Origin of the sequence: Dysgonomonas sp. ZJ279 (genome assembly GCF_011039205.1) — a bacterium.
In the GTDB taxonomy this organism is placed as follows: domain Bacteria; phylum Bacteroidota; class Bacteroidia; order Bacteroidales; family Dysgonomonadaceae; genus Dysgonomonas.
Genome location: NZ_JAAKEL010000006.1, coordinates 34,242 through 59,527, shown reverse-complemented (window position 1 = coordinate 59,527; position 25,286 = coordinate 34,242). Strand labels below are relative to the sequence as shown.

Annotated in this window: 19 protein-coding genes; 9 read left to right on the top strand and 10 right to left on the bottom strand. The window is 38.0% G+C overall.

The window, feature by feature from the left end; genetic code table 11:
• Nucleotides 1–4 precede the first annotated feature (4 nt).
• A complete protein-coding gene (locus tag G7Y57_RS09345) occupies nt 5–1,123 on the top strand; it encodes a glycosyltransferase (protein WP_165022841.1) in 1,119 nt (372 codons plus the stop codon).
• Nucleotides 1,124–1,129: 6 nt separating this feature from the next.
• On the opposite strand, the gene G7Y57_RS09340 is transcribed toward G7Y57_RS09345, so the two are convergent.
• The 6 genes from G7Y57_RS09340 to mutS form a co-directional block, all read right to left on the bottom strand.
• Nucleotides 1,130–2,299 carry a DUF4468 domain-containing protein gene (locus tag G7Y57_RS09340; protein ID WP_165022838.1) on the bottom strand — a complete coding sequence of 390 codons (1,170 nt, stop codon included), beginning with the start codon at nt 2,297–2,299 and terminating at the stop codon, nt 1,130–1,132.
• A gap of 163 nt (nt 2,300–2,462) precedes the next feature.
• Nucleotides 2,463–3,179, bottom strand: a complete 717-nt coding sequence (locus G7Y57_RS09335) for a glycosyltransferase family 2 protein (RefSeq protein WP_165022834.1) — start codon at nt 3,177–3,179, stop codon at nt 2,463–2,465.
• 23 nt (nt 3,180–3,202) lie between these two features.
• Entirely contained in the window at nt 3,203–4,963 is a 1,761-nt protein-coding gene (locus tag G7Y57_RS09330; protein ID WP_165022831.1) for an LIC_10190 family membrane protein, read from the bottom strand.
• A gap of 9 nt (nt 4,964–4,972) precedes the next feature.
• Nucleotides 4,973–6,679, bottom strand: coding sequence for an LIC_10190 family membrane protein (locus G7Y57_RS09325; protein WP_165022828.1), 1,707 nt, complete (start codon nt 6,677–6,679; stop codon nt 4,973–4,975).
• Nucleotides 6,680–7,624: a UDP-glucuronic acid decarboxylase family protein gene (locus G7Y57_RS09320; RefSeq protein WP_165022825.1), complete on the bottom strand. Its 945-nt coding sequence runs from the start codon at nt 7,622–7,624 to the stop codon at nt 6,680–6,682.
• A gap of 87 nt (nt 7,625–7,711) precedes the next feature.
• The gene (mutS, locus tag G7Y57_RS09315) at nt 7,712–10,294 is read right to left on the bottom strand and encodes a DNA mismatch repair protein MutS (RefSeq protein WP_185153931.1); all 2,583 of its coding nucleotides are present in this window, start codon (nt 10,292–10,294) and stop codon (nt 7,712–7,714) included.
• Between the two features lie 227 nt (nt 10,295–10,521).
• On the opposite strand from mutS, the gene G7Y57_RS09310 reads away from it, so the two are divergent.
• The 4 genes from G7Y57_RS09310 (at nt 10,522) to ubiE (ending at nt 13,954) form a co-directional block, all read left to right on the top strand.
• Complete coding sequence (locus tag G7Y57_RS09310) at nt 10,522–11,499, top strand: PhoH family protein (protein ID WP_165022820.1); 978 nt, start codon at nt 10,522–10,524, stop codon at nt 11,497–11,499.
• Between the two features lie 98 nt (nt 11,500–11,597).
• Nucleotides 11,598–12,545 carry a phosphoribosylaminoimidazolesuccinocarboxamide synthase gene (locus G7Y57_RS09305; RefSeq protein WP_165022818.1) on the top strand — a complete coding sequence of 316 codons (948 nt, stop codon included), beginning with the start codon at nt 11,598–11,600 and terminating at the stop codon, nt 12,543–12,545.
• 53 nt (nt 12,546–12,598) lie between these two features.
• Nucleotides 12,599–13,165 carry a zeta toxin family protein gene (locus G7Y57_RS09300; protein ID WP_165022816.1) on the top strand — a complete coding sequence of 189 codons (567 nt, stop codon included), beginning with the start codon at nt 12,599–12,601 and terminating at the stop codon, nt 13,163–13,165.
• 51 nt (nt 13,166–13,216) lie between these two features.
• Complete coding sequence (gene ubiE / locus G7Y57_RS09295) at nt 13,217–13,954, top strand: bifunctional demethylmenaquinone methyltransferase/2-methoxy-6-polyprenyl-1,4-benzoquinol methylase UbiE (RefSeq protein WP_165022814.1); 738 nt, start codon at nt 13,217–13,219, stop codon at nt 13,952–13,954.
• A gap of 8 nt (nt 13,955–13,962) precedes the next feature.
• Here ubiE and G7Y57_RS09290 read toward each other — a convergent pair whose 3' ends face one another.
• Together G7Y57_RS09290 and G7Y57_RS09285 are read right to left on the bottom strand one after the other, a co-directional pair.
• On the bottom strand, nt 13,963–14,478 hold the full coding sequence (locus tag G7Y57_RS09290) for a TlpA family protein disulfide reductase (RefSeq protein ID WP_165022812.1): 516 nt from the start codon (nt 14,476–14,478) through the stop codon (nt 13,963–13,965).
• 262 nt (nt 14,479–14,740) lie between these two features.
• Nucleotides 14,741–16,564: a YgiQ family radical SAM protein gene (locus G7Y57_RS09285; protein WP_165022810.1), complete on the bottom strand. Its 1,824-nt coding sequence runs from the start codon at nt 16,562–16,564 to the stop codon at nt 14,741–14,743.
• Between the two features lie 546 nt (nt 16,565–17,110).
• Between G7Y57_RS09285 and G7Y57_RS09280 the strand changes: the two genes are divergently transcribed.
• The gene (locus tag G7Y57_RS09280) at nt 17,111–19,429 is read left to right on the top strand and encodes a BamA/TamA family outer membrane protein (protein WP_165022807.1); all 2,319 of its coding nucleotides are present in this window, start codon (nt 17,111–17,113) and stop codon (nt 19,427–19,429) included.
• A 2-nt stretch (nt 19,430–19,431) separates the two neighbouring features.
• On the opposite strand, the gene G7Y57_RS09275 is transcribed toward G7Y57_RS09280, so the two are convergent.
• Both G7Y57_RS09275 and miaA read right to left on the bottom strand, forming a co-directional pair.
• Nucleotides 19,432–20,769, bottom strand: coding sequence for a dihydroorotase (locus G7Y57_RS09275; protein ID WP_165022805.1), 1,338 nt, complete (start codon nt 20,767–20,769; stop codon nt 19,432–19,434).
• 35 nt (nt 20,770–20,804) lie between these two features.
• Nucleotides 20,805–21,719 (bottom strand): tRNA (adenosine(37)-N6)-dimethylallyltransferase MiaA, encoded by a 915-nt coding sequence (miaA, locus tag G7Y57_RS09270; RefSeq protein WP_165022803.1) that lies wholly within the window; start codon nt 21,717–21,719, stop codon nt 20,805–20,807.
• Nucleotides 21,720–21,869: 150 nt separating this feature from the next.
• Here miaA and rsfS point away from each other — a divergent pair, with 150 nt between their 5' ends.
• The 3 genes from rsfS to G7Y57_RS09255 all read left to right on the top strand — a co-directional run bounded on the left by rsfS (nt 21,870) and on the right by G7Y57_RS09255 (nt 25,279).
• Nucleotides 21,870–22,226, top strand: coding sequence for a ribosome silencing factor (rsfS, locus tag G7Y57_RS09265; RefSeq protein ID WP_165022801.1), 357 nt, complete (start codon nt 21,870–21,872; stop codon nt 22,224–22,226).
• Between the two features lie 76 nt (nt 22,227–22,302).
• Nucleotides 22,303–24,318 carry an ATP-dependent zinc metalloprotease FtsH gene (gene ftsH, locus G7Y57_RS09260; protein WP_165022782.1) on the top strand — a complete coding sequence of 672 codons (2,016 nt, stop codon included), beginning with the start codon at nt 22,303–22,305 and terminating at the stop codon, nt 24,316–24,318.
• 130 nt (nt 24,319–24,448) lie between these two features.
• On the top strand, nt 24,449–25,279 hold the full coding sequence (locus G7Y57_RS09255; protein ID WP_165022779.1) for a phosphatidate cytidylyltransferase: 831 nt from the start codon (nt 24,449–24,451) through the stop codon (nt 25,277–25,279).
• Nucleotides 25,280–25,286: the final 7 nt, after the last annotated feature.

The window sequence follows — 25,286 nt, the reverse complement described above, 5'->3', positions numbered from 1 at the left end:
TATTATGAGAATAGCTATTTTATCTCCGTTTTACCCTTATCGTGGAGGGTTGGCGCAGCTCAATGCAAGATTGTATACAGAGTTGTCGAAGAATAATGAGGTAGAGGCTTTTACATTTACAACCTTATATCCTGAATTTCTTTTTCCCGGCAAAACGCAGTATGTATCGCAAGATGATTCGGCAACGGTGATAGACAGTAAAAGAGTTTTAAATTCGATAAATCCATTCACCTATATAGGTACAGCACGTGCTATAAATAAATTCTCGCCCGATGTGTTGATTATTCCTTATTGGATGTCATTTCTTGCTCCGGCTTTCGGCTCTGTGTGTATGTTTCTGGATAAGGGTATCAAGGTGGTTTCACTTGTTCATAATGCCATACCACATGAGCGTAGGATTATAGATAAATCTTTTGCTAAATTCTTTTTTAATAGATGCGATGCTTTTATTGTCATGAGCCAACCTGTTTATGATGATCTTTTATCGCTAAAGAATGATGCTAATATTCTTTTGCAGCCTCACCCTATTTACGATCAATATGCAGAGCGTACAGACAAGGATACAGCATGTGGTAAATTAGGAGTTAGGTCGGACAAAAAGAACCTCTTGTTTTTTGGACTTATCAGAGATTATAAAGGCTTAGATATTTTAATAGAAGCTATGGATCAACTAGATGATAGTTATCAACTGATAATAGCCGGTGAATGTTATGGTAGCTTTGATAAGTATACCGAACTTATTAATAAATCAATATTGAAGGATAATATTATTGTTTTCGAGCAATATATTCCCGATGATATGGTTACTACTCTTTTTTCAGTGGCGGACGTATTGATATTGCCCTATCGTTCGGCAACACAAAGCGGAGTTGTGGCTTTGGCTTATCAACTGGAAACACCCATGATCGCAACCAATGTAGGAGCTTTGGGCTCTACTGTTGAACAATCGGGTACGGGACTCGTTGTCTCTTTACCTACTCCTCTAGGTGTGGCAAATGGTATTAAGGAATTTTTCGATAAGGATAAGATCAGCCTTTACATAGAAAATCTGAAAAAAGAAAAGACTCGACTTTCCTGGGCGAATTTCACTCAGTCGGTCGAATCTTTTTTATCTGTCTTGTAATTCTTATTATTTCACCCACACATTAAGGATCTCACCTATATACATTTTGTGTAAGCCGTCTTTTGTAAAACTATTAGGTAATTCTGATTTATCAATCTTTAAACCTGCTTCAGATATTGGTTGAGCTACTAATTTACGACATTCGAATATCATAGAGGCTTCCGAAAAAGCAGTGGCACCCGAAGGTGTTTTAATAGGAGTAAGGCCTGAACCTTTTATCTTATCTGTATTTTTACCACTTGTAGTTCCACAATACTGTATAACATCTTTATATGCCGGGGTATAGAAAGATATAGTATATGTTTCTCCCTCATCCATTGTTTTAATCGAGTAACGGGTAGGGTTTAGGAAGCACATTGATATCGGTTTTTCCCATAATACACCCAATCCACCCCAAGAGGCTGTCATAACATTTGTGCTTTCGCCTTTTCCTGAAGTTATCAATGCAGCTTCATTGAGTAATTTAATAATATTCTCAGGTATATCTTGAGGCGATATGTTTTTGAAGCCCAGTAAAGTTGCCCCTGCGGTATTTTCTTTTACTTCCGGAATAACAGCTATTGGAGGTGTTAGACTTCCTGATGAAGACATTGTATTTTGATGTCCATTGATATGCTGGTTAAGAGCGTTGAATATCTGATTAACAGAATCGATTGTTGCTGTTCTGAATTTACCGTAGTAAGTATTCAGTTTCTGTCCATTTTTATGAACAGCAATTTTATCCGTAATCATATCTTCGGCAGCAAGGGTTTCGGTGTCTTTACCGGTATTGTAATCGTATTTTATATTTCGAATAGTTGCATTACAAATGTCGTTCTCTATGTTAAGAATCATTTGATAAGACATTACAGCTTTATCGAGCATAAGGACTCTTTTGGCGAAAACTAAATCAATGCTTCCGATACAGGCTATTTGTTTTTTTTCCGAATCAGACAGTAAAATCCGTTGGTTGGGGTTTTGATTGTTCTTTCCAAAATATATTTCAGCCCATTCGTTCACTTTATTGAATAGTTGATCTCCTGATAATTTTGAACTAGGCTGAATCGATTTTGTGAAAACTACCTTGCCATTTGTTTCGGGCACTGCCCCTGCCAGATATTTTGTATTTTCCTGTGCATTGACCAAGGATACGATTGAGAAAAAAAGAGCTGTAAAAAGTAGAATATAGCTTTTCATACTGTGGTATTTTTATTTTATACAATTAGAGTCTTTAAAGTTAAATAATTATGCGGATAGATAGCAATTTTTGTAAAAGGAAACTATCTAAGATTATACGCCAAATAAAAAAGGCATCCTGAATATTTCGAGATACCTTTATTGTTTGTTTTGCAGAATATATTTATTGGATTCTGAATAATCCGTATTTTATCATACAGATAAAAGCTCTGACTCCATCTCTCCATCCTATTTTCTTACCTTCTTCGTATGTACGTCCATAATAAGAAATACCCACCTCATATATTCTAACATTCGGATATCTCGATACTTTGGCTGTAACCTCTGGCTCGAAGCCGAAACGTCTTTCTTTGAGAGGAATAGATTTTATTATGTCTGCTCTGAACAGTTTGTAACATGTTTCCATATCTGTAAGGTTGAGATTGGTAAACATATTAGACACAAAAGTTAGAATCCTATTACCTATAGAGTGCCAGAAGAATAATATACGATGAGGATTTCCGCCCATAAACCGAGAACCGAAAACGACATCAGCAAAACCATTTACAATCGGTTTTAATAGAATGTTGTATTCTTCCGGGTCATATTCCAAATCGGCATCTTGTATTATTATATAGTCACCTGTGGCTTCTGCTATACCTCTGTGTAGCGCAGCACCTTTTCCCATATTCATGGGCTGGGCAAATAGCTTTATGTCACTTTCGGGGTGGTCTTTAATATATGCTTCAACAACTTCTGCTGTGTTGTCTTTCGAGAAGTCATTTACTATTATAATTTCTTTCTGTATATTGTTTATTAATTGTACATCTAGAACTTTATTCAGTATAAGATGAATTGTTGGAGCTTCATTATAAGCCGGAATGACGATAGACAATTTCATGTTGGGTCTTTTTTTAATGTAAATTAATATGTTATCCGGTATGGTGCTCCTTCTTTTGTCCTAAAGCCTTCTTGTAAAGTTTTTCCTCTCATCTCTATACCTCCAGTGTAATCCGAACCGCAAGGTAATGGACAATCGTAACAGTGAGTTTCTACCGTACTTGTATATATAATCATATTATTAATTTCCACAGGTACAAATTCTATTTTTGTTCTATGAAAATCTTCTTTTAGTTTTTTTGTAAAGTCAATATTTTGTGGTTTGTACAATAAGCTGTAAATAGGTTGTGTTGTATCTATTTGATAACAAGTCCAACGAATTGCCTGCAAAGTTATAAATAATACAATACAAATACTAATTAATATTTTAATATTAAGATTTGAACGAATGATTTTTTCATTCTTTATAGTATTTAGAATGAGGTGTATCGGTATAAAAACTAACGAAATAATGAATCCATAAGCAAACCTGAAATCAGGGGCAGAAGAGAACCAGAAAATGAATCCGCATAAAGCGATTAGCCAAGTAAGGTATAAATATCTAAGCTCTTTCTTTCTCTTTTTTAACGAAAAATAAATGATAGGCATGGAAATGATTGCCATTAGACTCGCGATAAAGAAAAACCTGTTAGCATAAGGGTTGTAATAGAACATCCCTGATTGCCACCATTTTGTTATCCATTGATGGAGAGGCATACTTAATACTTGATCAATAGGGGCACAATCTATTCTGGCAAAAGCATAAATGTAATCCTTTTGGTCGATGACATATTCGATAGGTACTTTCCAATCGAAACTGAATATGTCTATTCCGGGATATGGGAAGACTAAATATCCTGTCATTATTACTGTTCGGATAAACCAGGGTAGTACAATGATTAATCCTGTGGAAATGAAAAAGGAGAGGCTTTTATAATTCTTATTTTTAAAATTGATCCATAATACGTAAGCTGCAAATAGGCAAATAATAAATGCTGATAACTTCAGAGTTATGCAGAATGCCGGTAAAGCTATAAAGACGAGTTGATTATTTTTTACCGTATTCTTGTCGAATAATACCTTTATAAAAAGATACATAATAAGTAAATTGGGAAGCAAGTCGGTTGTTGGGGATGAAATATGGAGCTTATATACTGTAATAAAACTACAAATCATCACGATGGGAACGACAGATTGGAATACCGAATTACACTTAATCGTTTTGTATATAACCCACATGAAAATGAATACCAGACAAAGTGAATGCACTCCGAATATATATTGTCCGAAAAGAGGTTTTAGCCCAAAGGTAGAACACGCTAAGAAATAATTAGAGTTAAATCCAAAACGAGCTTGTAAATTTGCCAATCCGGGCACTACACTATATTGCTCGTCCCACATTATATTTTGTATGTGATAATAAGGTGTGTCAACCCACATCGGACTAGTAAGGCAGTGTATTGCAAAAACGAGAATAGGTGATAAAATAAGGAAAAGATGTAGTTTCGGCAGCTCTTTGATCTTCTTTGTGTAAGAATTGATTTCTGTTTGAAGGTACTTTCTCGATAATAAGCAATATAATATGCAGATTGCGACAAGACCTAGCAGTAATATATAATTGGCAGGAATAAATAAAGAGCTTATGGCTATGAATGTAGTGGTAAATACCATTCCAATCATAAATGTATCTATTAATGAATATGGGGTATCTTGCTTTGTAACTTGTCTGTAAACAGAAATACAGAAATTTCCGATAGAAAGAAATACAAATGCCACAATTGCCCATGTGATAATAATTGCAAGCATAATTAAAAGTTAGTTTTGTTTAGTTTTGAAGCCCTGATTAAGCCTCTCTCCTCTCATTTCCAGTTTATTATTCGGGTATGGCATGCACGGTAAACATTGGTCGAAGCATTGGTTACCATTGTCAGGGTAGTATATCGTTGAATTATTTATATTGTATTCTAAAAATTTAGAATCTTTCTCATTCTTTTTGTAATCAATCGATTGTGGCTTATACAATAAGGTGTATATCGGTATATTCGGCTCTTGGTAATATTTAACCTGACTGTATCCCATATATGTCAATAAGATCATGCTAAGAATAATAAATGAAGGGATGACAAAGCCTATTTTCTTTACAAAGGATTTTATCATTAAACTTTTCTCTTCCTGCGAAAAGAAAAACATATAAGGAATAAAGGCACTACAAATGATAAAGCTAAAGCTAAATCGAGGATCGGGCGCAGTGAAGAACCCAAAAAGGTAGCCGAATATAGCTGTTGCCCATACTACGATAAATATACTGTTACGCCTTAGTGCTTTATTGCAGACTAAGACTATAATAGGTGAAATAAGGGCGAGAAGATAAAGAGTCAGATTATAAAAAGACTGATTCTTCAGCCAGATAGGTACCCATTCAGTCAATGGCATATTCAATACTTTGATAGGATCTTCATTGGGTATTCTGGGCCAGGCATAAGCAGCATTCTTTTCTTCCAAAACCTGTTCTATCGGCATTTTCCAATCAAAACTGAATATATCTATCGCAGGGAACGGATATGCAAGATAACCACTAAGAATAATAAAGCGGGTACACCATGGGATGATGATAATTGCACAGATTCCCATAAGGATTAATAAGCTTTTGTATTCTTTATTCTTAATGAGATATATTAAAGCGAATACACTGATCAGGCAGATCAAAGCAGATGATAATTTCAGTGTTATGCAAAATAGAGGTAAGATGACGAGCATCAGTATCTTATTCTGTAAGATATTCTTCTCTATAATGCAACTTAATAAGATGTATATAATCAATATATGCGCCAGTATATCGGTAGAAGTTGATGATAGGTATATGCCAAATGAGAATATGCAGAGAAGCATAATAATTGATAGCATTGCTTTCTGTACGAAGTATTCAGATTTACTTATTTTTACTATCAACCAAGTAGTAAATACAAATAGAGATAAACTATTTATCGAGAAAAAACACGGGTAAAAACCCGGATGATAATTAAATAAAGTAGATAGCAATAAAAAGTTAGAATTAAAAGCTAACCGTCCATGTAGATTACCCAGACCGGGAACAACACTATATTGCTCACTCCACATCATTGTTTGCAGATGATATAAGCCTTCGTCGTACAACAATGGGGTAGTCGATGCTAAAAGGAAAATGGCTGCGACTGAAATGGCTAAGGCTGCTTTGCTCCAAACGGGTAGTCCAGCTAATCTGGTGCTGATTGTTTCGTATAGAGCTCCTAGTCGCTTCCTTTTTATAATCCAATAAACGATTGATATGGATATAAAAAGAGCAAGTATATAAATATTTATAGAGGAAAAGATAGATATGACAGAGAGTAAAACTCCTGTCGAGCAGATTCCTAGCCAGAAACTATCGAAAAAGGAATACTTATCTTTCTTCTTTGAGATATTATGCCATAACGATGATGTCATATCTCCAAAAGCAAGAAATATGAGAACCATCATTAACCACGAGCAAAGAAGTGCCAGCATTTATTTCTTTAGAACTTCGTCGAAGTATTTAATTGTTGTAATAAGACCTTCTCTTAATTGTATTTTCGGCTCCCAGCCTAACTTCTCTTTAGCCAGTGTTATATCAGGCTTCCGCTGTCTCGGGTCGTCGCTAGGTAATGGTTGGAATACAAGTTTAGATTTTGAACCGGTAAGTTCGAGTACAAGAGTTGCTAATTCAAGCATTGTAAATTCACCCGGATTACCAGTGTTTACGGGACCGATAAAGGAATCTTCGGTAGCCATCATACGTATCATAGCTTCCACTAAATCATCTACATATTGGAAACTACGTGTCTGATTCCCATCGCCATATATAGTTATGTCTTCGCCTTTAAGTGCTTGTACTATGAAGTTGGAAACTACGCGCCCATCATTCGGATTCATGTGTGGTCCATAAGTATTGAATATACGTACAAGTTTGGCTCTCACTCCATTTTGGCGATGATAGTCTACAAATAATGTTTCGGCACAGCGTTTCCCCTCATCATAACAAGAACGAATACCAATCGGGTTTACATTCCCCCAATAGCTCTCCGGTTGAGGGTGAACATTAGGATCGCCGTATACTTCGCTTGTCGAAGCTTGCAGCACTTTCGCTTTCAATCGTTTGGCAAGACCAAGCATATTGATAGCTCCCATTACCGATGTTTTTATTGTTTTTATCGCATTGTATTGATAGTGAACCGGTGAAGCAGGGCAAGCAAGGTTGTATATTTCATCTACATCGATGTGGAAAGGATGGACAACATCATGCCTTACAACTTCGAAATAAGGATTATTCATCAAATGAATGATATTGTCTTTCGATCCTGTAAAATAATTATCCAGACAGATTACTTCATTCCCCTCATTAAGTAGTCTTTCACATAGATGTGAACCGATAAATCCGGCTCCTCCTGTGACTAATATTTTTTTGCGATTCATATTGCTAGTTATGTTGTTGCTATTTAGTTTGTTTGAGTTGCAAAGGAACGAAAAATACTACTAACTTTTGTCTTGTTACATAGCATTTTATTTCCCTGCCACAATTTTCTTTATGTCGCTCAATTTATTTAATGCTTCCATTGGCGTCAGATTATTCACATCCAACGATACAATTTCGTCACGAACCTGGCTGAGTACAGGATCATCTAATTGGAAGAAACTAAGTTGAAAACCTTCGCGTTGTTCTGTTATATCGCTTATCGGTTTTGCTATCCCTTGTTTCCTATTGTCGGTTTCTAATTCTTTAAGTATAGTGTTTGCTCTTTTTACAATACTTTGAGGCATGCCGGCCATTTTGGCAACATGGATACCAAAGCTATGTTCGCTACCGCCTTTTACCAGCTTACGCAGGAAGATTATCTTATTGTCAATCTCTTTTACTGATACATTAAAGTTTTTGATACGCTTGAATGATTTTTCCATTTCATTCAATTCATGGTAATGCGTTGCAAAAAGAGTTTTCGCTCTCGCTTTTGGATGTTCGTGTATGTATTCGACAATCGCCCAAGCTATCGAAATTCCATCGTATGTACTCGTCCCACGTCCTAGCTCATCGAAAAGAACCAAGCTACGGGACGAAAGATTGTTGAGGATGTCGGAAGCCTCGTTCATCTCTACCATAAACGTAGATTCTCCTAATGATATATTATCAGAAGCCCCTACACGTGTAAATATCTTATCTACAAGTCCTATTTTTGCCGATTCGGCTGGTACGAAACTCCCTGCCTGCGCCATCAGCGTGATAAGTGCAGTCTGACGAAGTAATGCAGACTTACCCGCCATGTTGGGCCCTGTAATAACAATTATTTGTTGAGAATCATTGTCGAGATAGACACTGTTTGCAATGTAAGCCTCGCCCAGTGGTAATTGTTTCTCAATAACGGGGTGACGCCCATTTTTTATATCCAGAACCTCGGTATCGTTGATCTGAGGACGGATGTATTTATTCTCTTTAGCTGTCTTGGCAAACGATAGTAAACAATCTGTTTGGGCTATCAGGCTGGCATTTACCTGTATTGTCGGTATATATTCTACGAGGCTAAGTACTAAATCATTATATAAAGTCGTCTCCAGAGCCAGTATTTTGTCTTCGGCCCCAAGTATTTTCTCTTCATAATTCTTTAATTCCTCTGTTATATAACGTTCAGCATTTACGAGGGTTTGTTTACGAATCCACTCGGCAGGAACTTTCTCTTTGTGCGCATTACGCACTTCTATATAGTATCCGAATACGTTATTGAAACTGATTTTTAGGGAAGATATCCCTGTCGTTTCTATTTCGCGTTGTTGTATTTTCAGCAAATAATCTTTTCCCGAATGTGAAATCTGGCGTAACTCGTCGAGATCGGCATTCACTCCTTTACGAATAACGTTCCCTCTGTGGAGTAAAGCAGGAGGGTCGGGTTGTACTTCTTTTTCTATGCGGTCGCGAATGATCGGACAGGGATTAAGTCTTTCGCCAATTTCACGCAGGCTAGGTTCGTCTGATGCCAGAAAAGCTTCGCGGATAGGGGCTATTGCATTTAGTGCTACTTTTAACTGTACCACTTCGCGAGGTGAGATACGATTCACAGCTACTTTCGAAATGATACGTTCCAGATCCCCGATAAGAGATAATTGTTCTTCCAGAAGAGTTTTTAATTGTACATCTTTGAAGAAATATTCCACAACAGCCAAACGGCTATTAATAGGCTTTTCGTCTTTCAATGGGAATACTAACCAACGACGAAGCATACGTGCGCCCATCGGCGAAACTGTTTTGTCGAGGATATCCAGAAGGCTTTTACCACCTTCGTTCATTGTCGAGATAACTTCGAGGCTACGTACTGTAAATTTATCCAGACGTACATATTTATCTTCTTCTATGCGCGATAGGGTAGTGATGTGACCTATCAGCATATGTTGTGTGACATCTAAGTAGTGAAGTATAGTACCGGCGGCAATCACTCCATTTGTTAGCTGATCGACACCGAATCCTTTTAAGTTTTTCGTTTCGAAATGCTTTACAAGTCGGTCTTTGGCTGTATTTTCAGTAAAAACCCAGTCGTCGAGTTCGAAAATAAAGAAACGATTACCAAAATATTCTTCAAATAACTTTTTCTTGCTGCGTTCTACTAATATCTCCTTCGGAGAGAAATTTGTAAGCAGCTTATCTATATATTCTTTCTTTCCTTCTGCTACAAGAAACTCTCCTGTCGAAATATCAAGGAGCGATATTCCGCAGATGTTTTTCGCAAAATGTATGGCGCAGAGAAAATTGTTTTCTTTATGGTTGAGTATATTGTCGTTGATCGAAACTCCCGGCGTTACCAGTTCTGTAACACCTCTTTTTACTATCGATTTTGTTAACTTAGGGTCTTCGAGTTGATCACAAATTGCAACACGCCTTCCTGCTCTGACGAGTTTCGGCAGATATGTATCTAATGCATGATGCGGAAAGCCTGCCAACTCTACGAAAGTAGCTGCCCCATTAGCTCGGCGGGTTAGTGTAATTCCTAATATTTCGGAAGCTGCAATTGCATCCTCAGAGAAGGTTTCGTAAAAGTCACCCACGCGAAACAATAAAACTGCATCAGGATGTTGGCTCTTGATCTCTAAATACTGTTTCATTAAAGGGGTTTCTGCTACTTTTTTTGCCACTATGTTCGTGCTTTAAATTTTGATATTGTACAATTTCTAAAGAAACAAAGATAGAAAAAAATAAGTGAAACAAAGTTCATTCGCAGGTAGTATGGTATTATAAAATAATAATTATCTTTGGTAACCAAAATTTGACCATTACATTTTACCCGACACCAAAAACTTTTATTTATGGTATACAGTTGATATAAAATTGAATGATAGAACAAATAATAATTTTAGAAAATATAGACCCTGTTGTCTTTTTTGGGACTAATAATGCGAATGTACAACTTATAAAAACGCTTTTTGCAAAACTGCGGATCGTTGCTCGGGGCAATGTTATAAAGGTGAGTGGTAATGCCGAAGAGATTCCTCTTTTCGAAGAAAAAATAAGAGAACTTGAGAAATTCTGTAGCGAAAGAAATACGCTTTCGGAAGAAGATATTGTAGATATCATAAAAGGAAAATCGCCTAATGTGGTTAAACAAGAAAATCTTATTGTATTCGGACTGAATGGTAAGCCTATTAGTGCCCGCACGCCCAATCAACAAGCATTTGTAGATGCTTTCGGTCAGAACGATCTGGTATTTGGTGTAGGGCCTGCTGGTTCAGGCAAGACATACACAGCGATCGCTTTAGCTGTAAAGGCATTCAAAAATAAAGAGGTAAAGAAGATAATTCTAAGTCGTCCGGCTGTAGAAGCCGGTGAAAAACTGGGGTTTCTTCCCGGCGATATGAAAGATAAAATAGATCCGTATTTACAACCACTATACGATGCCTTGGAAGATATGATTCCTCCGGCAAAGCTGAAAGATTATATAGAAAATAAAGCAATACAGATAGCGCCATTGGCATTTATGCGTGGACGGACATTGAGCGATGCTGTTATTATATTAGACGAGGCACAGAATACATCGGTGCAGCAGATCAAAATGTTTCTGACCCGTTTGGGGATGAATGCAAAGATGATTGTTACCGGCGATATGACTCAGATAGATTTACCGCCGACTCAACAATCGGGCTTGAAGCATGCGCTTCGTGTGTTGAAAGGAGTAAAAGGTATTGGCTATATTGAATTTGATAAGGCCGATATTGTGCGTCATAAATTAGTGCAGCGTATAGTCGATGCTTATGAGAAAGAAGATGTACGAAATAAAAAAGAAACACTAGAAAAGAAAGGCTTTGAGCATTAATCTCTTAGAAAAAATCATTGCTTTTAACAGACTTTCTGTTAACTTTGATGACGTTTTTGTGTTATAATATCAAGTATAATAAAGATATAAAATATAAGATGAAGAATACTTTAGTAACAACAGATTATAATTTTTCGGGACAAACAAGTGTTTATCATGGTAAAGTAAGAGATGTATATTCCATTGGTGAAGATACATTGGTAATGATAGCTACCGATCGTATATCGGCTTTCGATGTAGTTCTACCTCAGGGTATACCATACAAAGGGCAGGTGTTGAATCAGATAGCTGCTAAGTTTTTAGATGCTACCTCAGATATTGTTCCTAACTGGAAGCTGGCTACGCCTGATCCTATGGTTACAGTTGGTCTGAAATGCGAACAATATAAAGTAGAAATGGTTATCCGTGGTTATCTGACCGGTAGTGCATGGAGAGAATATAAAAAAGGAGCAAGAACTCTTTGTGGTGTAGCTCTTCCCGATGGGATGAAAGAAGATCAGAAGTTTCCTTCTCCTATTATCACACCGACTACTAAAGAAGATGTAGGGCACGACGAGAATATTTCGAAAGAAGAAATTATTGCTCAAGGTCTTGTTAGCAAAGAGGAGTACGAACAATTGGAAAAATATACCTACGCATTATTCCAACGTGGTACGGAAATCGCTGCTCAAAAAGGTTTAATACTTGTGGACACTAAATACGAATTCGGTAAACGTGATGGTAAAATTTACCTGATAGACGAAATTCACACGCCTGACTCTTCACGCTATTTTTATGCTGATACTTATCAGGAGTTATTCGACAAGGGGGAAGAACAAAGACAGTTGTCGAAAGAGTTTGTTCGCAAATGGCTAATGGAAAACGGATTCCAAGGAAGAGACGGCGAGCAGGTTCCTGAAATGACAGAGGAGTATTGCAACAGTGTTTCGGAACGTTATATCGAGCTATACGAAAAGATAGTTGGAGAGCCGTTCGTTAAGGCTGATGTTTCGGATGTAGCTATCCGCCTAAAGAAAAATATTACCGAATATCTGGAAACCGTTTAAATTCTTTTCCGCGAAAATACAAACTGGTTTCTAAGAACAAAATATAAGTTCATATGCCAAATCTTTATATCATATCAGGATGTAATGGTGCCGGAAAAACGCTCGCATCATATGCAATGTTTCCTGAGATGCTGGACTGTAAAGAGTTCATCAATGCTGATGAAATAGCAAAAGGTCTGTCTCCGTTTCAGCCCGAAAGAGCTTCGATAGAGGCAGGTCGCCTTATGGTTTATCGGATGAATGAAATGCTGCAACTAAAAGAAGATTTTGCAATAGAAACAACATTGGCAACAAAGTCTTATGCCAGTTTCATTCGAAAAGCCCAAAGTGAAGGCTATTTTGTTACGCTCATTTATTTTTGGCTCGACTCTCCGGAATTAGCGATCAGGAGAGTGGAACAACGAGTTAGCATGGGAGGGCACAATGTGCCCGAAGATGTGATTCGCAGAAGATATAGAGCCGGGATGCGCAATCTTTTCAGAATGTATGTCCCTATTTCTGACTATTGGATATTGATTGATAACTCTACCGATCCTTTTCAAATGATTGCAGAAGGAAATAGAAATGAAATTCAAGCTATTCATCATGTGGAGATATTCAACTACCTGCAGAGTATATAATCTTTGCAGTTTGTTATTTAAAACGAATAGAAATCCCATATTTTATAACCTATGACCTACGATGCTGAGAAAATAGTGCCCTATTCGAGTTCCGAAAACAAAGGGGCTCAGGTAGAGCGGATGTTCGATTCTATAGCTGAGAATTATGATGTTCTTAACCACACTATGTCGATGGGAATCGATAGAGGTTGGCGGAATAAAGGTTTGTCTATGCTGAAAAAAGTGAATCCTCAACAAATCCTCGATATTGCAACAGGAACGGGGGATCTGGCATTGCAGGCTTATGATATACTAAAGCCACAGTCAATTTTAGGCATCGATATATCGGAAGGTATGATGGAAGTCGGTCGTAAGAAAGTCGAAAAAGTAGGTTTGTCTGATAAGATCGTATTCGATAAACAGGACTGTATGGCTCTTGATCTTGCCGACAACTCATTTGATGCTGCGATGGTGGCTTTTGGAGTACGTAATTTTGAAGATTTGGATAAAGGTTTGAAAGAGATACTCCGTGTATTAAAACCCGGAGGTCAATTAATGATTCTCGAATTGTCAACACCTAACCACTTTCCTGTGAAACAGGGTTATTGGCTTTATTCACGATTGTTTATACCGACAATAGGTCGCCTGATTTCGAAAGATCAGGTTGCATACTCTTATTTACCTAAATCGATAGAGGCATTTATTCAGGGAAAAGAAATGGTGAATACACTTTTGAAAAATGGATTTGCTCAGGCAGAATATAAGACCTATACATTTGGCGTGTGCTCCATGTATCTGGCTTCTAAATAATAAATGTATTACTCTTTTGTCAACTTGTCAATTAGTTCTAGCAACTGATCAAACTCCTCAGGTTTGAATCCGCTAGAATCATAAATTATCATCCCATTTTTATCGACTAAATAAGCGCGAGGAATATATTTTGTCGCAAATTTATTAGAGAACTCACGTTTCGCATCAGGGTATAGAGGGAATGTGAATTTCTTACGCGTATTATATTTTATGAGTTCATCTTCGGTATGTTCACGTCCTACTACAAGCATTTTGAAATTGGGATTATCCTTGTATTTTGGCCATAATATACTTTCTACTTCTGCCAGCTCTTTCTGGCAAGGTCCGCACCAAGTGGCAAATATTGTGATTAGGACTACTTTTCCTTTTAAATCTTTGGAATCTATATTTCCGTATTCGGTAGAAGAGAGCACGAAAGACGGCATAGCGTCACCTTTGTTTACTACATCACCTTCGGCTTTTTGAGCAGACAAAGAGAGAATAAATAGTGTTGTGGATAAAAATAGTGCTGTTAGTCGTTTCATAGTGGTATCTTTAATTGTTAAATCTATTATTTCAATAATGTGAGTTCGATATAAACATCATATATAATTATGAGTTGTGAGTTATATTTGTCTCTCACCCATTCTGTCATCCCGAACTGAAAGGAGGGATCTGCTCTGAAATTAGTCTAGCTATTAGTTAATAATCTCAAGAGATAGAAGATCCCTCCTTTCAGTTCGGGATGACAAAGCCGAATGAATATTATATTTTTCATTTTCTTATATAGGGCTTATATTTAGAAGCTTATCTTGCGTATAGTTTATTTAACAGATCGTCTCGTCTCAGTTTTTTCAACGATTGAATAATTTGTTGGCGATACTCTCTGTCGTACCAAAAGAAAAATTGGCGCTGAGCCAGTTTTTGATCTTTAGTACGTGCAGTATATACTTTTTCCAGTGTATAGGGATGATAGCCTGTATAGTATATTTCTGTAGCTAAAGTCATAGGTGAAGGGGTGAAATCTTGGATTTGCTCCAACTTAAATCCTAAGGGTTTTGTCTCAACAGCCAACTCTGCCATATCTACCTCTGTACAATCGGGGTGCGATGATATAAAGTAAGGTATCAGTTGTTGTTTCATACCTGATTCCTTATTTATTTTGTCGAATATCTTTCTAAAAGTGTGGAACTGCTGGAAGCTGGGTTTGCGCATGCAGTTCAATACTTTGTCAGAAGTATGTTCGGGTGCTACTTTCAATCGTCCCGAAACGTGATTCAGAATAAGTTCTTTCGTATATTTATCTGATATTTTATTCAGTCTGTCGTCATCATTTCTATGTAGAAGCATGTCGTAGCGGACGCCACTGCCTATAAACGATTTCTTTATTTTCGGTAGCGCATCTACTGCAGCGTAAACATCTAATAGTGCGGAATGATCGACATTCAGATTCTTGCATATCTTAGGGTGTACACATGAGGGGCGTTTGCATTTGGCACAAATATTTTCGTCCTTGCCTTTCATGGCGTACATATTTGCCGAAGGGCCTCCCAGATCGCTCAGGTAACCCTTAAAGTCGGGCATTTCTGTTATCTGCTTTACCTCATTCAATATAGACTTTTTAGAGCGCGATGCTATAAACTTTCCCTGATGGGCAGATATGGTGCAGAAAGCACAGCCGCCAAAACATCCGCGATGCATATTGACTGAGAATTTAATCATCTCGAAAGCCGGAATAACCTTCTCCTTATATTTCGGATGAGGTAAACGTGTATATGGCAGATCAAATGAGGCATCTATCTCCTTTTCCGACATCGGTGGATAGGGAGGATTGATGACTACTGATCCTTCATTATAGTTTTGAATAATGCGCGAAGCATGAACCATATTGGATTGCTCTTCCACTATGCGGAAGTTTTTAGCTTGTTTCAATTTATCCGCTAAACATTCCTCGTGAGAAAAAAGATGGATATCTTCTCTGTCTTTATGTGGGTCGATTTTGTCTTTTGCAAGGTACGCTGTTTGGGGAATTTCTCTCAAAGTATTTATTGCTTTCCCTTCCCTTAATTGGGTGACGATTGCCTTAAGTGGATTTTCTCCCATCCCATAGATAAGCAAATCTGCCTTAGAATCAACAAGAATCGATTTGTATAATTTGTCGTCCCAATAATCGTAGTGTGTGACTCTGCGCAGCGAGGCTTCTATTCCTCCCAGTACGATGGGCACATCGGGGTATAATTCTTTCAGAATATTAGAATATACGATAGAAGGTCTATCGGGGCGCATACCTGCTTTTCCTGCGGGCGTGTAGGCATCGTCGGAACGTAAGCGTTTATTTGCTGTATAATGGTTTATCATAGAATCCATTGCGCCGGGACTTATGCCAAAAAAAAGACGGGGCTTGCCCAATTTCTTGAAATCGCGTAAGTCGTCACGCCAGTTAGGCTGAGGTATTATGGCAACTTTTAATCCTTCGGCTTCGAGCATACGACCGATTACTGCTGCTCCAAAAGAAGGATGATCTATATACGCATCACCAGAGAATAAGATAACATCCAATTCATCCCATCCTCTTATCTCAACCTCTTTCTTAGTGGTTGGCAACCAATCTGTCAATCGATATTCTTTCATATTTCGACCGCAAAGGTATGTTATTTTTGGCAGAGAGAATACATAAAAACATCACTTAACTCTTTGCGTCTTGCTTTAAAGTTGTTTTGCATTTGAATCTGCATAGAAGAGGAAGCCTCCTGCACATTTGATATTTTATGTTGATATATGATCTTTCGGATTTATCTATATAGGAAGTGTAGACTTTTTGTTTTTCGTATTATTTTGTCATTCTGAGGAACGAAGAATCTCGGTTGTGAGATGCTTCTCTATCGTTCAGCATGACAGAGAGAGTAAAAAGAAAGACTTTTGAAAAGTCTAGACAACTTCTGGTAATAAATTGAAAAGAGGTGAAAATATTAGCAAAAGGTTACAGTGAAAAGCTATATAAAAAGTGTCACTTTTGTTACCTTTTAACATTCTCTAGTTGTCGAAATAAGTGAGAAATACGAAGGCTGAGAGTTAAAAACCATTTGCTGGCTATGATCTGAATAATAAATAGGTTTGCAACCTTAATGGTTTCTGTCAATAAACATTTATATTTGTAAAACGTTATTAATATTAATTATGAGAGGACTTCGCTTATTACTGTGTATATTTTTAATATTGATTATTGCGGCATGTAGTACTACCAAAAACATTCCGGAAGGAGAGTATTTACTCGATGCTATAAATATTAAGCATGACACAAAAAATGCGACCTCTGACTTAGAATCTTTTGTCCGCCAGCAGCCTAATGGTAGCTTACCTCTTTTTGGCAAAGTTCGTCTGAATATTTATAATATGGCAGGGCAAGACACCAGCAAATGGATTACCCGTGCAGTAAGAAAAATGGGACAAGCCCCTGTTATATATAGTGCGAGGAGTGCAGCATCTTCGGCTACTCAGTTACAAAAGGAAATGAGTAATCAGGGTTATCTTAATGCTGAGGTAGACACAGCTCTTAGAGCTAAGGGTAAGAAGATGACTGTGACATATAATATAAAGGGAGGCACCCCTTATCTTATTCGTAACTATACCTATACCATAGAAGATACGACCATGGCTCGTATTATGAAAATAGTTCCCCTCAAGCCTTATCTTGCGAAAGGTGACTTCTACGACATGAGTATGCTGGAACAGGAACGTGGACGGGTCAATCTCATTATGCGTAACGGCGGATATTATAATTTCTCGAAAGAATTTGTTTATTTTAAAGCAGATACAACACTTAATTCGCATCAGGTAGACTTGTATATGAATATTTATCCGGCAAAAGATAGTCTTCCATATCCTCGTTTACGTTGGAATAAGGTTACTATTGTTTCTGGTCTCAACTCTTTAGAGACACCTGATAGACCTCAGGGGGGAAATAGAAGAAATCGGAAAAATCCTTATTTCAGAAATGCTGATACAACTCAATACAATGACATCTGGATAATAAGAGGGCAAAATAAATTTTTGCGATCAACAAGTATCCGCCGAAATAACTACATAAAAAAAGGTGCGCTTTACTCTGATAGAGCGTTAACCAAAACATACGAGTCGTTTAATCAGATGAGTGCAATAAAGCAGGTGAATATAAGTACGACACCCTCTTCCGAAGATAGTACACATTTGCTGGATGCTACAATCTTACTGACTCCTGCCAATGCACATTGGTTTAAGGCGAGTCTTGACGGTACAAACTCAGCGGGGGATATAGGGGTTGCACCCAGTCTTTCTTATCAGCATCAAAATCTATTTAATGGATCTGAGCAGTTGAGTATAAAACTAAAAGGTGCTTACGAATTTATTTCCGGAGGAAATGAGGACGACCTGTTGAATCAGAGTTTTTATGAATATGGAATAGAAACAGGTGTTACCTTTCCACTGTTCCTTGTTCCTTTTCTTAAGAAAAGCTGGCGGGAGATGCCAACAGCGACAACCCGATTCAGCGTCGGGTTAAATAATCAGCATCGCCCCGAATATACACGTGAATTTTTCAATATGACTGTCAATTACGGATGGTCGTCTAATAATAACCGCTTGCTTCATAGTGTCGATTTATTCGATATAAACTATGTTCGTATGCCTTGGGTGTCGGCGCGGTTCGATAGTTTGTTTCTAAATAATGTAAACAATCCTTTATTAAGGGAGAGTTACAAAGATCAGTTTATTTCCCGTACATCTTATTCATTTACATTGGTTAATGGGCGGCGCTTCAATCCGTTATATCCGACCTATTCTATTCGTGGTTCGTTAGAAGTGGCTGGAGTATTGCCTCGATTGATTGCTGCGATGAATGGTGACAGCCCTGGAGAAAATGGACAAAGGAATATATTCGGAGTGGCGTATGCAGAATACATAAAAGGTCATATCGATTATGCCCGCACATTTTATTTTTCTAAGAGGCATTCATTGGCATATCATGTTGGATTGGGCTTGGCACATCCATACGGAAACTCTAATATATTACCTTTCGAACGGCGTTTCTTCTCCGGGGGGGCTAATAGTGTGAGAGGATGGAATACCCGAAGACTGGGACCCGGTTCTTACCGTGGTAACAATAATAGCGAAGACTTCGTGAATCAGGTCGGGGATATGAAACTCGATATAAGTATAGAGAACCGCCATAAGGTAAATAGTCTGCTTGAATTAGCCGAATTTATCGATGCAGGAAACATTTGGACATTAAAGAAATATGAGGCTCAGGGTGGGGGGCAGTTTCAGTTTTCCAATTTTTATAGAGAGATAGCTGTGGCTTATGGCGCAGGTATACGTTTCGATTTAGGGTTTCTTCTCCTTCGTCTCGATTGTGGAGTGAGGGCCTACGATCCGGGCTTGCCGCAATCCGACCGGTTCGTTTTGTTCCAGCCGAGATTGTCACGTATGGCTCTCCACTTTGGTATTGGGTATCCTTTCTGATTTTAGCGGTCGAATCTCAAAGCCATTCCTCTTACGTCGTGCACAACTCCTTTGTTAAAAGCCATTCTTCCGTTTAGAAATGTTTTCTCTATTGTTGTAGACATGGTTTCACCTTCCAATGGAGCCCACTTGCACTTGTATAAAATATTATCTTGTGTAATGGTATATGGTTTTTCAGGGTTTACCAATACAATATCCGCATAATAACCTTCTCTGATATATCCGCGTTTATGTATTTGGTAGAGGATTGCAGGCGCATGACACATTTTGTCAACAACCTGTTCTTTGGTTATTTTACCTTGTTTTGCCAATTCTAACATCATCTGCAGAGAATGTTGTACTAATGGGCCACCCGATGCGGCTTGCAGACATCCGCCATGCTTTTCCTCTAGCAGGTGAGGTGCATGGTCGGTGGCAATGACATCCAGTTTACCACTTAGCAGTCCTTGCATAAGAGCATCTCTGTCTTCTTTCGTTTTTACGGCAGGATTCCATTTTATACGTGTGCCATATTTAGCATAGTCTTCATCAGAGAACCATAGGTGATGTACACAAACTTCGCCTGTAATTTTCTTTTCAGCCAGAGGTTTTGCATCGAACAGGCTTATCTCTTTCTCGGTAGAAAGGTGTAATATATGCAATTGTGTCTGATATTTATCAGCTAGCTCTACCGCTTCGGCGGATGATCGGTAGCAAGCCTCCGCGCTACGGATAAGCGGATGGTATTGAAGTGGGATATCATCTCCGAATTTTGCTTTGTAATGAGCTATGTTTTGTTGAATGATCTCTTCTTTTTCGCAATGGGTTGTGATCAACATACCTACTTCGGCAAAGATAGCTTCTAAGGCCTTCTTTTTATCTACCAGCATATTACCGGTAGATGATCCCATAAATACTTTAACCCCACACACTTCTTTTGGATTAACTTTTCTGAGTTCAGGCAAGTTGTCATTTGTAGCACCGAGATAGAACGAATAGTTGGTAAATGATTTATCTTCCGCTATCTCGAATTTATTATTGAGTGCTTCTATTGTTGTGGTCTGAGGTTTTGTATTAGGCATCTCCATGAATGAAGTGACCCCTCCGGCTATGGCTGCACGGCTTTCGCTAGCAATATCTCCTTTGTGTGTTAAACCCGGTTCGCGGAAATGAACCTGATCGTCAATTACTCCGGGAATCAGCCATAGGCCTTTTGCATCTACTTTTGCAGCATGATTGAGTATTTCTGCAGGAACTTCTTTCTCTCTATATACTTTTGTGATAAAGTGATTTTCGATCAGAACCGAACCGATGAAGGATGTGCCTTCATTTATAATAGTGGCGTTGTGAATAAGTATCATAGCTAATTGTTTTTTACAAAAGTAGGGTTATTTTCTCATTTCATTAAAGCCATCACCATTTTTATTCGTTCTTCGATCGGTAATTCGGCATTCATCCAATGAATATGTAGACCTCGCTTTTCCATCCCTCTGAACCATGTCATCTGACGTTTGGCGAACTGATGAATAGCTATCTCGAGTTGAGAAAACATCTCTTGATAAGAAAGTTGATTAAGTATATACAGGGTTACATATTTATATTCCAAGCCGTAATAGATAAGATCTTCCGGGACGATTCCTTTGGCTAAAATAGCTTTGACTTCGTCTATCATCCCTTCTTCTAACCGGTCTTTGAGTCTCTTTGATATTTTTTGGCGGCGAAGTTCCCTGTCTATATCCACTCCTATAATGAGGCTGTTTAGCGGAGGAAATTCGTTTTGCTCGAGGGGATGATCTTTCTTATATTCTTCGATTTCTATAGCCCTTATTGCCCGTTGGGCTGTATCTACATCTGTTTTATTATGTAATGCCTTATATGTGGATAGAATTTCTTCCAATTCAGACAAGCTTTTGCCTTCATACTTTTTTCTCAGTTCTTTATTTTCGGGAACGTTGGCTAATGAATACCCTTTTAGTACCGATTCGATATATAATCCCGATCCTCCGCAAAGAATGGGAAGTTTATTCCTGTTTTTTATGTCGGTATATACTTTGTGAAAATCGTGCTGATACTCATATATGTTGTACTTCTCTCCTGCATCGCATATATCTATCAGGTGATAAGGTATAGCTTTGCCATCAACGATATAGTCGTCCAAGTCTTTTCCTGTACCGATGTCCATCGACCGATATACCTGACGTGAGTCACCGCTTATTATTTCAGCATCTAGATTATGTGCCAATTGGCAGGCAAAAGTAGTTTTACCCGAAGCCGTAGGACCTATTATTGTTATCGAATCATAGTTATTCATGACTGCAAAAATATGAAAAAGAGAGCTGATATGCTCTCTATTAAGCAATTTTACACAATTTAATATTTGTTCTTCTGATAGATATACGTCGATTGTTCAAAAAAACGAGTTATATTTGTAGCTTAATAAAAATCTACATTAAAATAGCGAATGAAAGAAGTAAAAAGCTTAGTAAACAATATTGTGGGCGCATGCCAAGATAAGAAAGCAAAAAACATTGTAGTTGTTGATATGACAGAGCTACCCGGTACCATCTGTCAATATTTTGTAATTTGTGAGGGTAATATGCCGACTCAAGTAGGGGCAATTTCCGATCAGATCATTAATGAATTAAAGAAAAAAGGAGAGCGCCCTATTACTGTCGATGGGCTACGCGAAGCCCGTTGGGTAGGAATCGATTATGGCACAGTTATTGTACATGTGTTTATACCGGAATTACGCGAATTCTACAATATAGAGCACCTTTGGGCTGATGCAAAACTTGAATCAATACCTGATGTTGATTGACAACAATTTGCAGAACCCGCTTGTTATATCTTGGAAGAAAAAATAATAACTAAATAGAAGTTTCCGGAGAAAATATATGGATAACTACAATAAAGGAGAAAATAAACAACCCAAAGGGCCTAATCTGAAAGGACCTAAGATGCCTTTCAATATGGTATGGGTGTATATGTTTATTCTGGCAGCAATTGTCGGGATGTATTTCTTTACAGAGAATAGCATGTCGAAAGAAATTGGATGGTCAGAATTTCAAGGTTATGTCAAAGATAATAGTGTCAGCAAAATTGTTGTAGACAATAAAGCAAACTCACTAAAAGCATTTATAAGAACGGATTCGGTAAAGCATGTTTTCAAGAATGACGCAGAGCGTGCCGGAGAAAATCCTGTGATTTTTGTTAAAATACCTTCTGCTGACAGATTTTCAGACTTTTATGATCGTGTAAAAGCCGAACATAACTATAATATAGATGTCAGTTATGAAGCGACTACTAGTGCTACCGATGTGCTGTTAAGCTTCTTGCCGTTTATTCTTATTATAGGCTTGTGGATATACATGATGCGACGCATGTCGGGCGGTGGCTCCGGTGGTGGAGGCGGTGTATTCAGTGTTGGTAAGTCGAAAGCACAATTGTATGACAAAGGTTCAGATCTACGAGTTACATTTAAAGATGTTGCAGGTCTTGCCGAGGCTAAAGAAGAAATAGAAGAGATAGTAGAATTCCTTAAGAATCCTACACGCTATACAGAAATAGGAGGTAAAATACCTAAAGGAGCTTTGCTTGTAGGCCCTCCGGGAACCGGTAAAACATTGTTGGCAAAAGCCGTAGCAGGTGAAGCAAATGTTCCGTTTTTCTCGATGTCAGGTTCTGACTTTGTAGAAATGTTTGTTGGGGTAGGAGCGTCACGTGTACGTGATTTATTCAAACAGGCTAAGGAGAAATCTCCTTGTATTATATTTATCGACGAGATCGATGCTGTAGGTCGTGCCCGTGGAAAGAATCCGAATATGGGTTCGAACGACGAACGCGAGAATACATTGAATCAGCTATTGACAGAGATGGACGGTTTTGGCACAAATAGTGGTATCATTGTTCTGGCTGCAACTAACCGTGCTGATATATTAGATAAAGCATTACTTCGTGCAGGTCGTTTCGATCGTCAGATTAATGTAGATCTTCCTGATTTGAATGACCGTAAAGAAATCTTTAAGGTGCATTTACGCCCTGTGAAGATCGATGACTCAGTAGATATCGAATTCTTAGCTCGTCAGACTCCCGGATTCTCGGGTGCTGATATTGCCAATGTATGTAATGAAGCTGCCTTGATTGCTGCCCGCAAAGGGAAGAAAGTGGTTCAGAAAGATGATTTTACCAATGCTGTCGATCGTATTATCGGTGGTTTGGAAAAGAAAAATAAAGTGACAACTATTCATGAGCGTAAGACTATTGCTATTCATGAATCGGGACATGCTACTCTAAGCTGGTTCTTGAGGTATGCCAATCCGTTGGTGAAGGTAACAATCGTACCGCGAGGTAAAGCGCTTGGTGCTGCCTGGTACTTGCCCGAAGAAAGACAGATTACGACTAAGGAGCAAATGCTAGACGAAATGTGTGCTTTGCTGGGTGGTCGTGCAGCCGAAGAGGTGTTCGTAGGACATATATCCTCAGGTGCAGTGAATGACTTGGAGCGTGTTACTAAGCAGGCTTATGCAATGATTTCGTATATGGGTATGAGCGATAAATTACCTAACCTGTCTTATTACGATTCGACAGGCGATAATTATGGCTTTACTAAGCCTTATAGTGAGGAAACAGCCTTGCTGATAGATAAGGAAGTGCAAGCAATGATTAATGAGCAATATGAAAGAGCGAAGCAATTACTTATTCAATATAAAGACGGACATAAGGCATTGGCTGATAAATTAATGACTGAAGAGGTTATTTTTGCAGACGATCTTAAAAAGATATTTGGCGAACGCCAATGGGAATCTCGTTCGGAAGAATTGATAAGAGAAACAGAAGGCTTAGTTAAAGATGTTAAGGTCGAAGAAATAAAAGGTGATTCTCCGGTTTTGCCTGAAGGTGTTCAGCCATAATAACATGATTTAAAATATAGAAAGCAAAAGGTACGACTGTAAAGGTTGTACCTTTTGCTTTTTTATACTGATAATATTCTAATTTTTAATTACTTTTGTTTTCGTTGAAAAAACCAAAAATTAGATTCCATTGAAACTACCAAATATTGTTGTACGTATACTTGCAGGAGCCGTTTTTGTGGCTTTTTTGTTGGGCGGTATTCTTGTTGATGAATATATTTTTGTCGGAGTGTTTGCTCTCATTACAGGTTTAGCTTTATATGAGTTTTACATATTGATCGAGAAAACCGCAAAGGTGCCTATATCTAAGACGCTTAATATAGTAGCCGGAGTCTTTTTGTTTCTGGGAGGTTATCTCTATAATTTCCATTCGGGATTATTGGGTTTTGTTATCTATCTTCTTCTTTTGTTTATAATATTTATAAGTCAGTTGTATCAGAAAAAAGAAGATCCGATAAAATGTTTGGCTTATTCAATCTTCGGACAAGTATATATTGCGGGCTCGTTAGCTCTGTTAAATTATCTGGCGCGACCTTTCTTTGAAGATACCTATCAGAGTATCTATATACTTGCCATTTTTGTATTTATATGGGTGAACGATTCGTTTGCTTATCTTACAGGTATGGCATTTGGTAAACACCGTCTTTTTGAACGCATATCTCCTAAAAAGTCATGGGAAGGATTTATTGGAGGCGCGATATTCTCAATTGCATCCTCGCTTCTGTTTTATTACTTCTCGGTGTCAAGTCTGAATGTGTATCAGTGGATGGGGTTTGCAGCTGTGACTGTCGCTTGCGGCACTTGGGGAGATCTTTTCGAATCACTGATAAAGCGTACTTTGGGTGTTAAAGATTCCGGTAATATGATTCCGGGTCATGGAGGTATTTTAGATCGTATGGATAGCACATTGTTGGCTATTCCTGCCGTGGCGATCTATTTATGCTTTCTGCATTTTATCTGAATTTTAT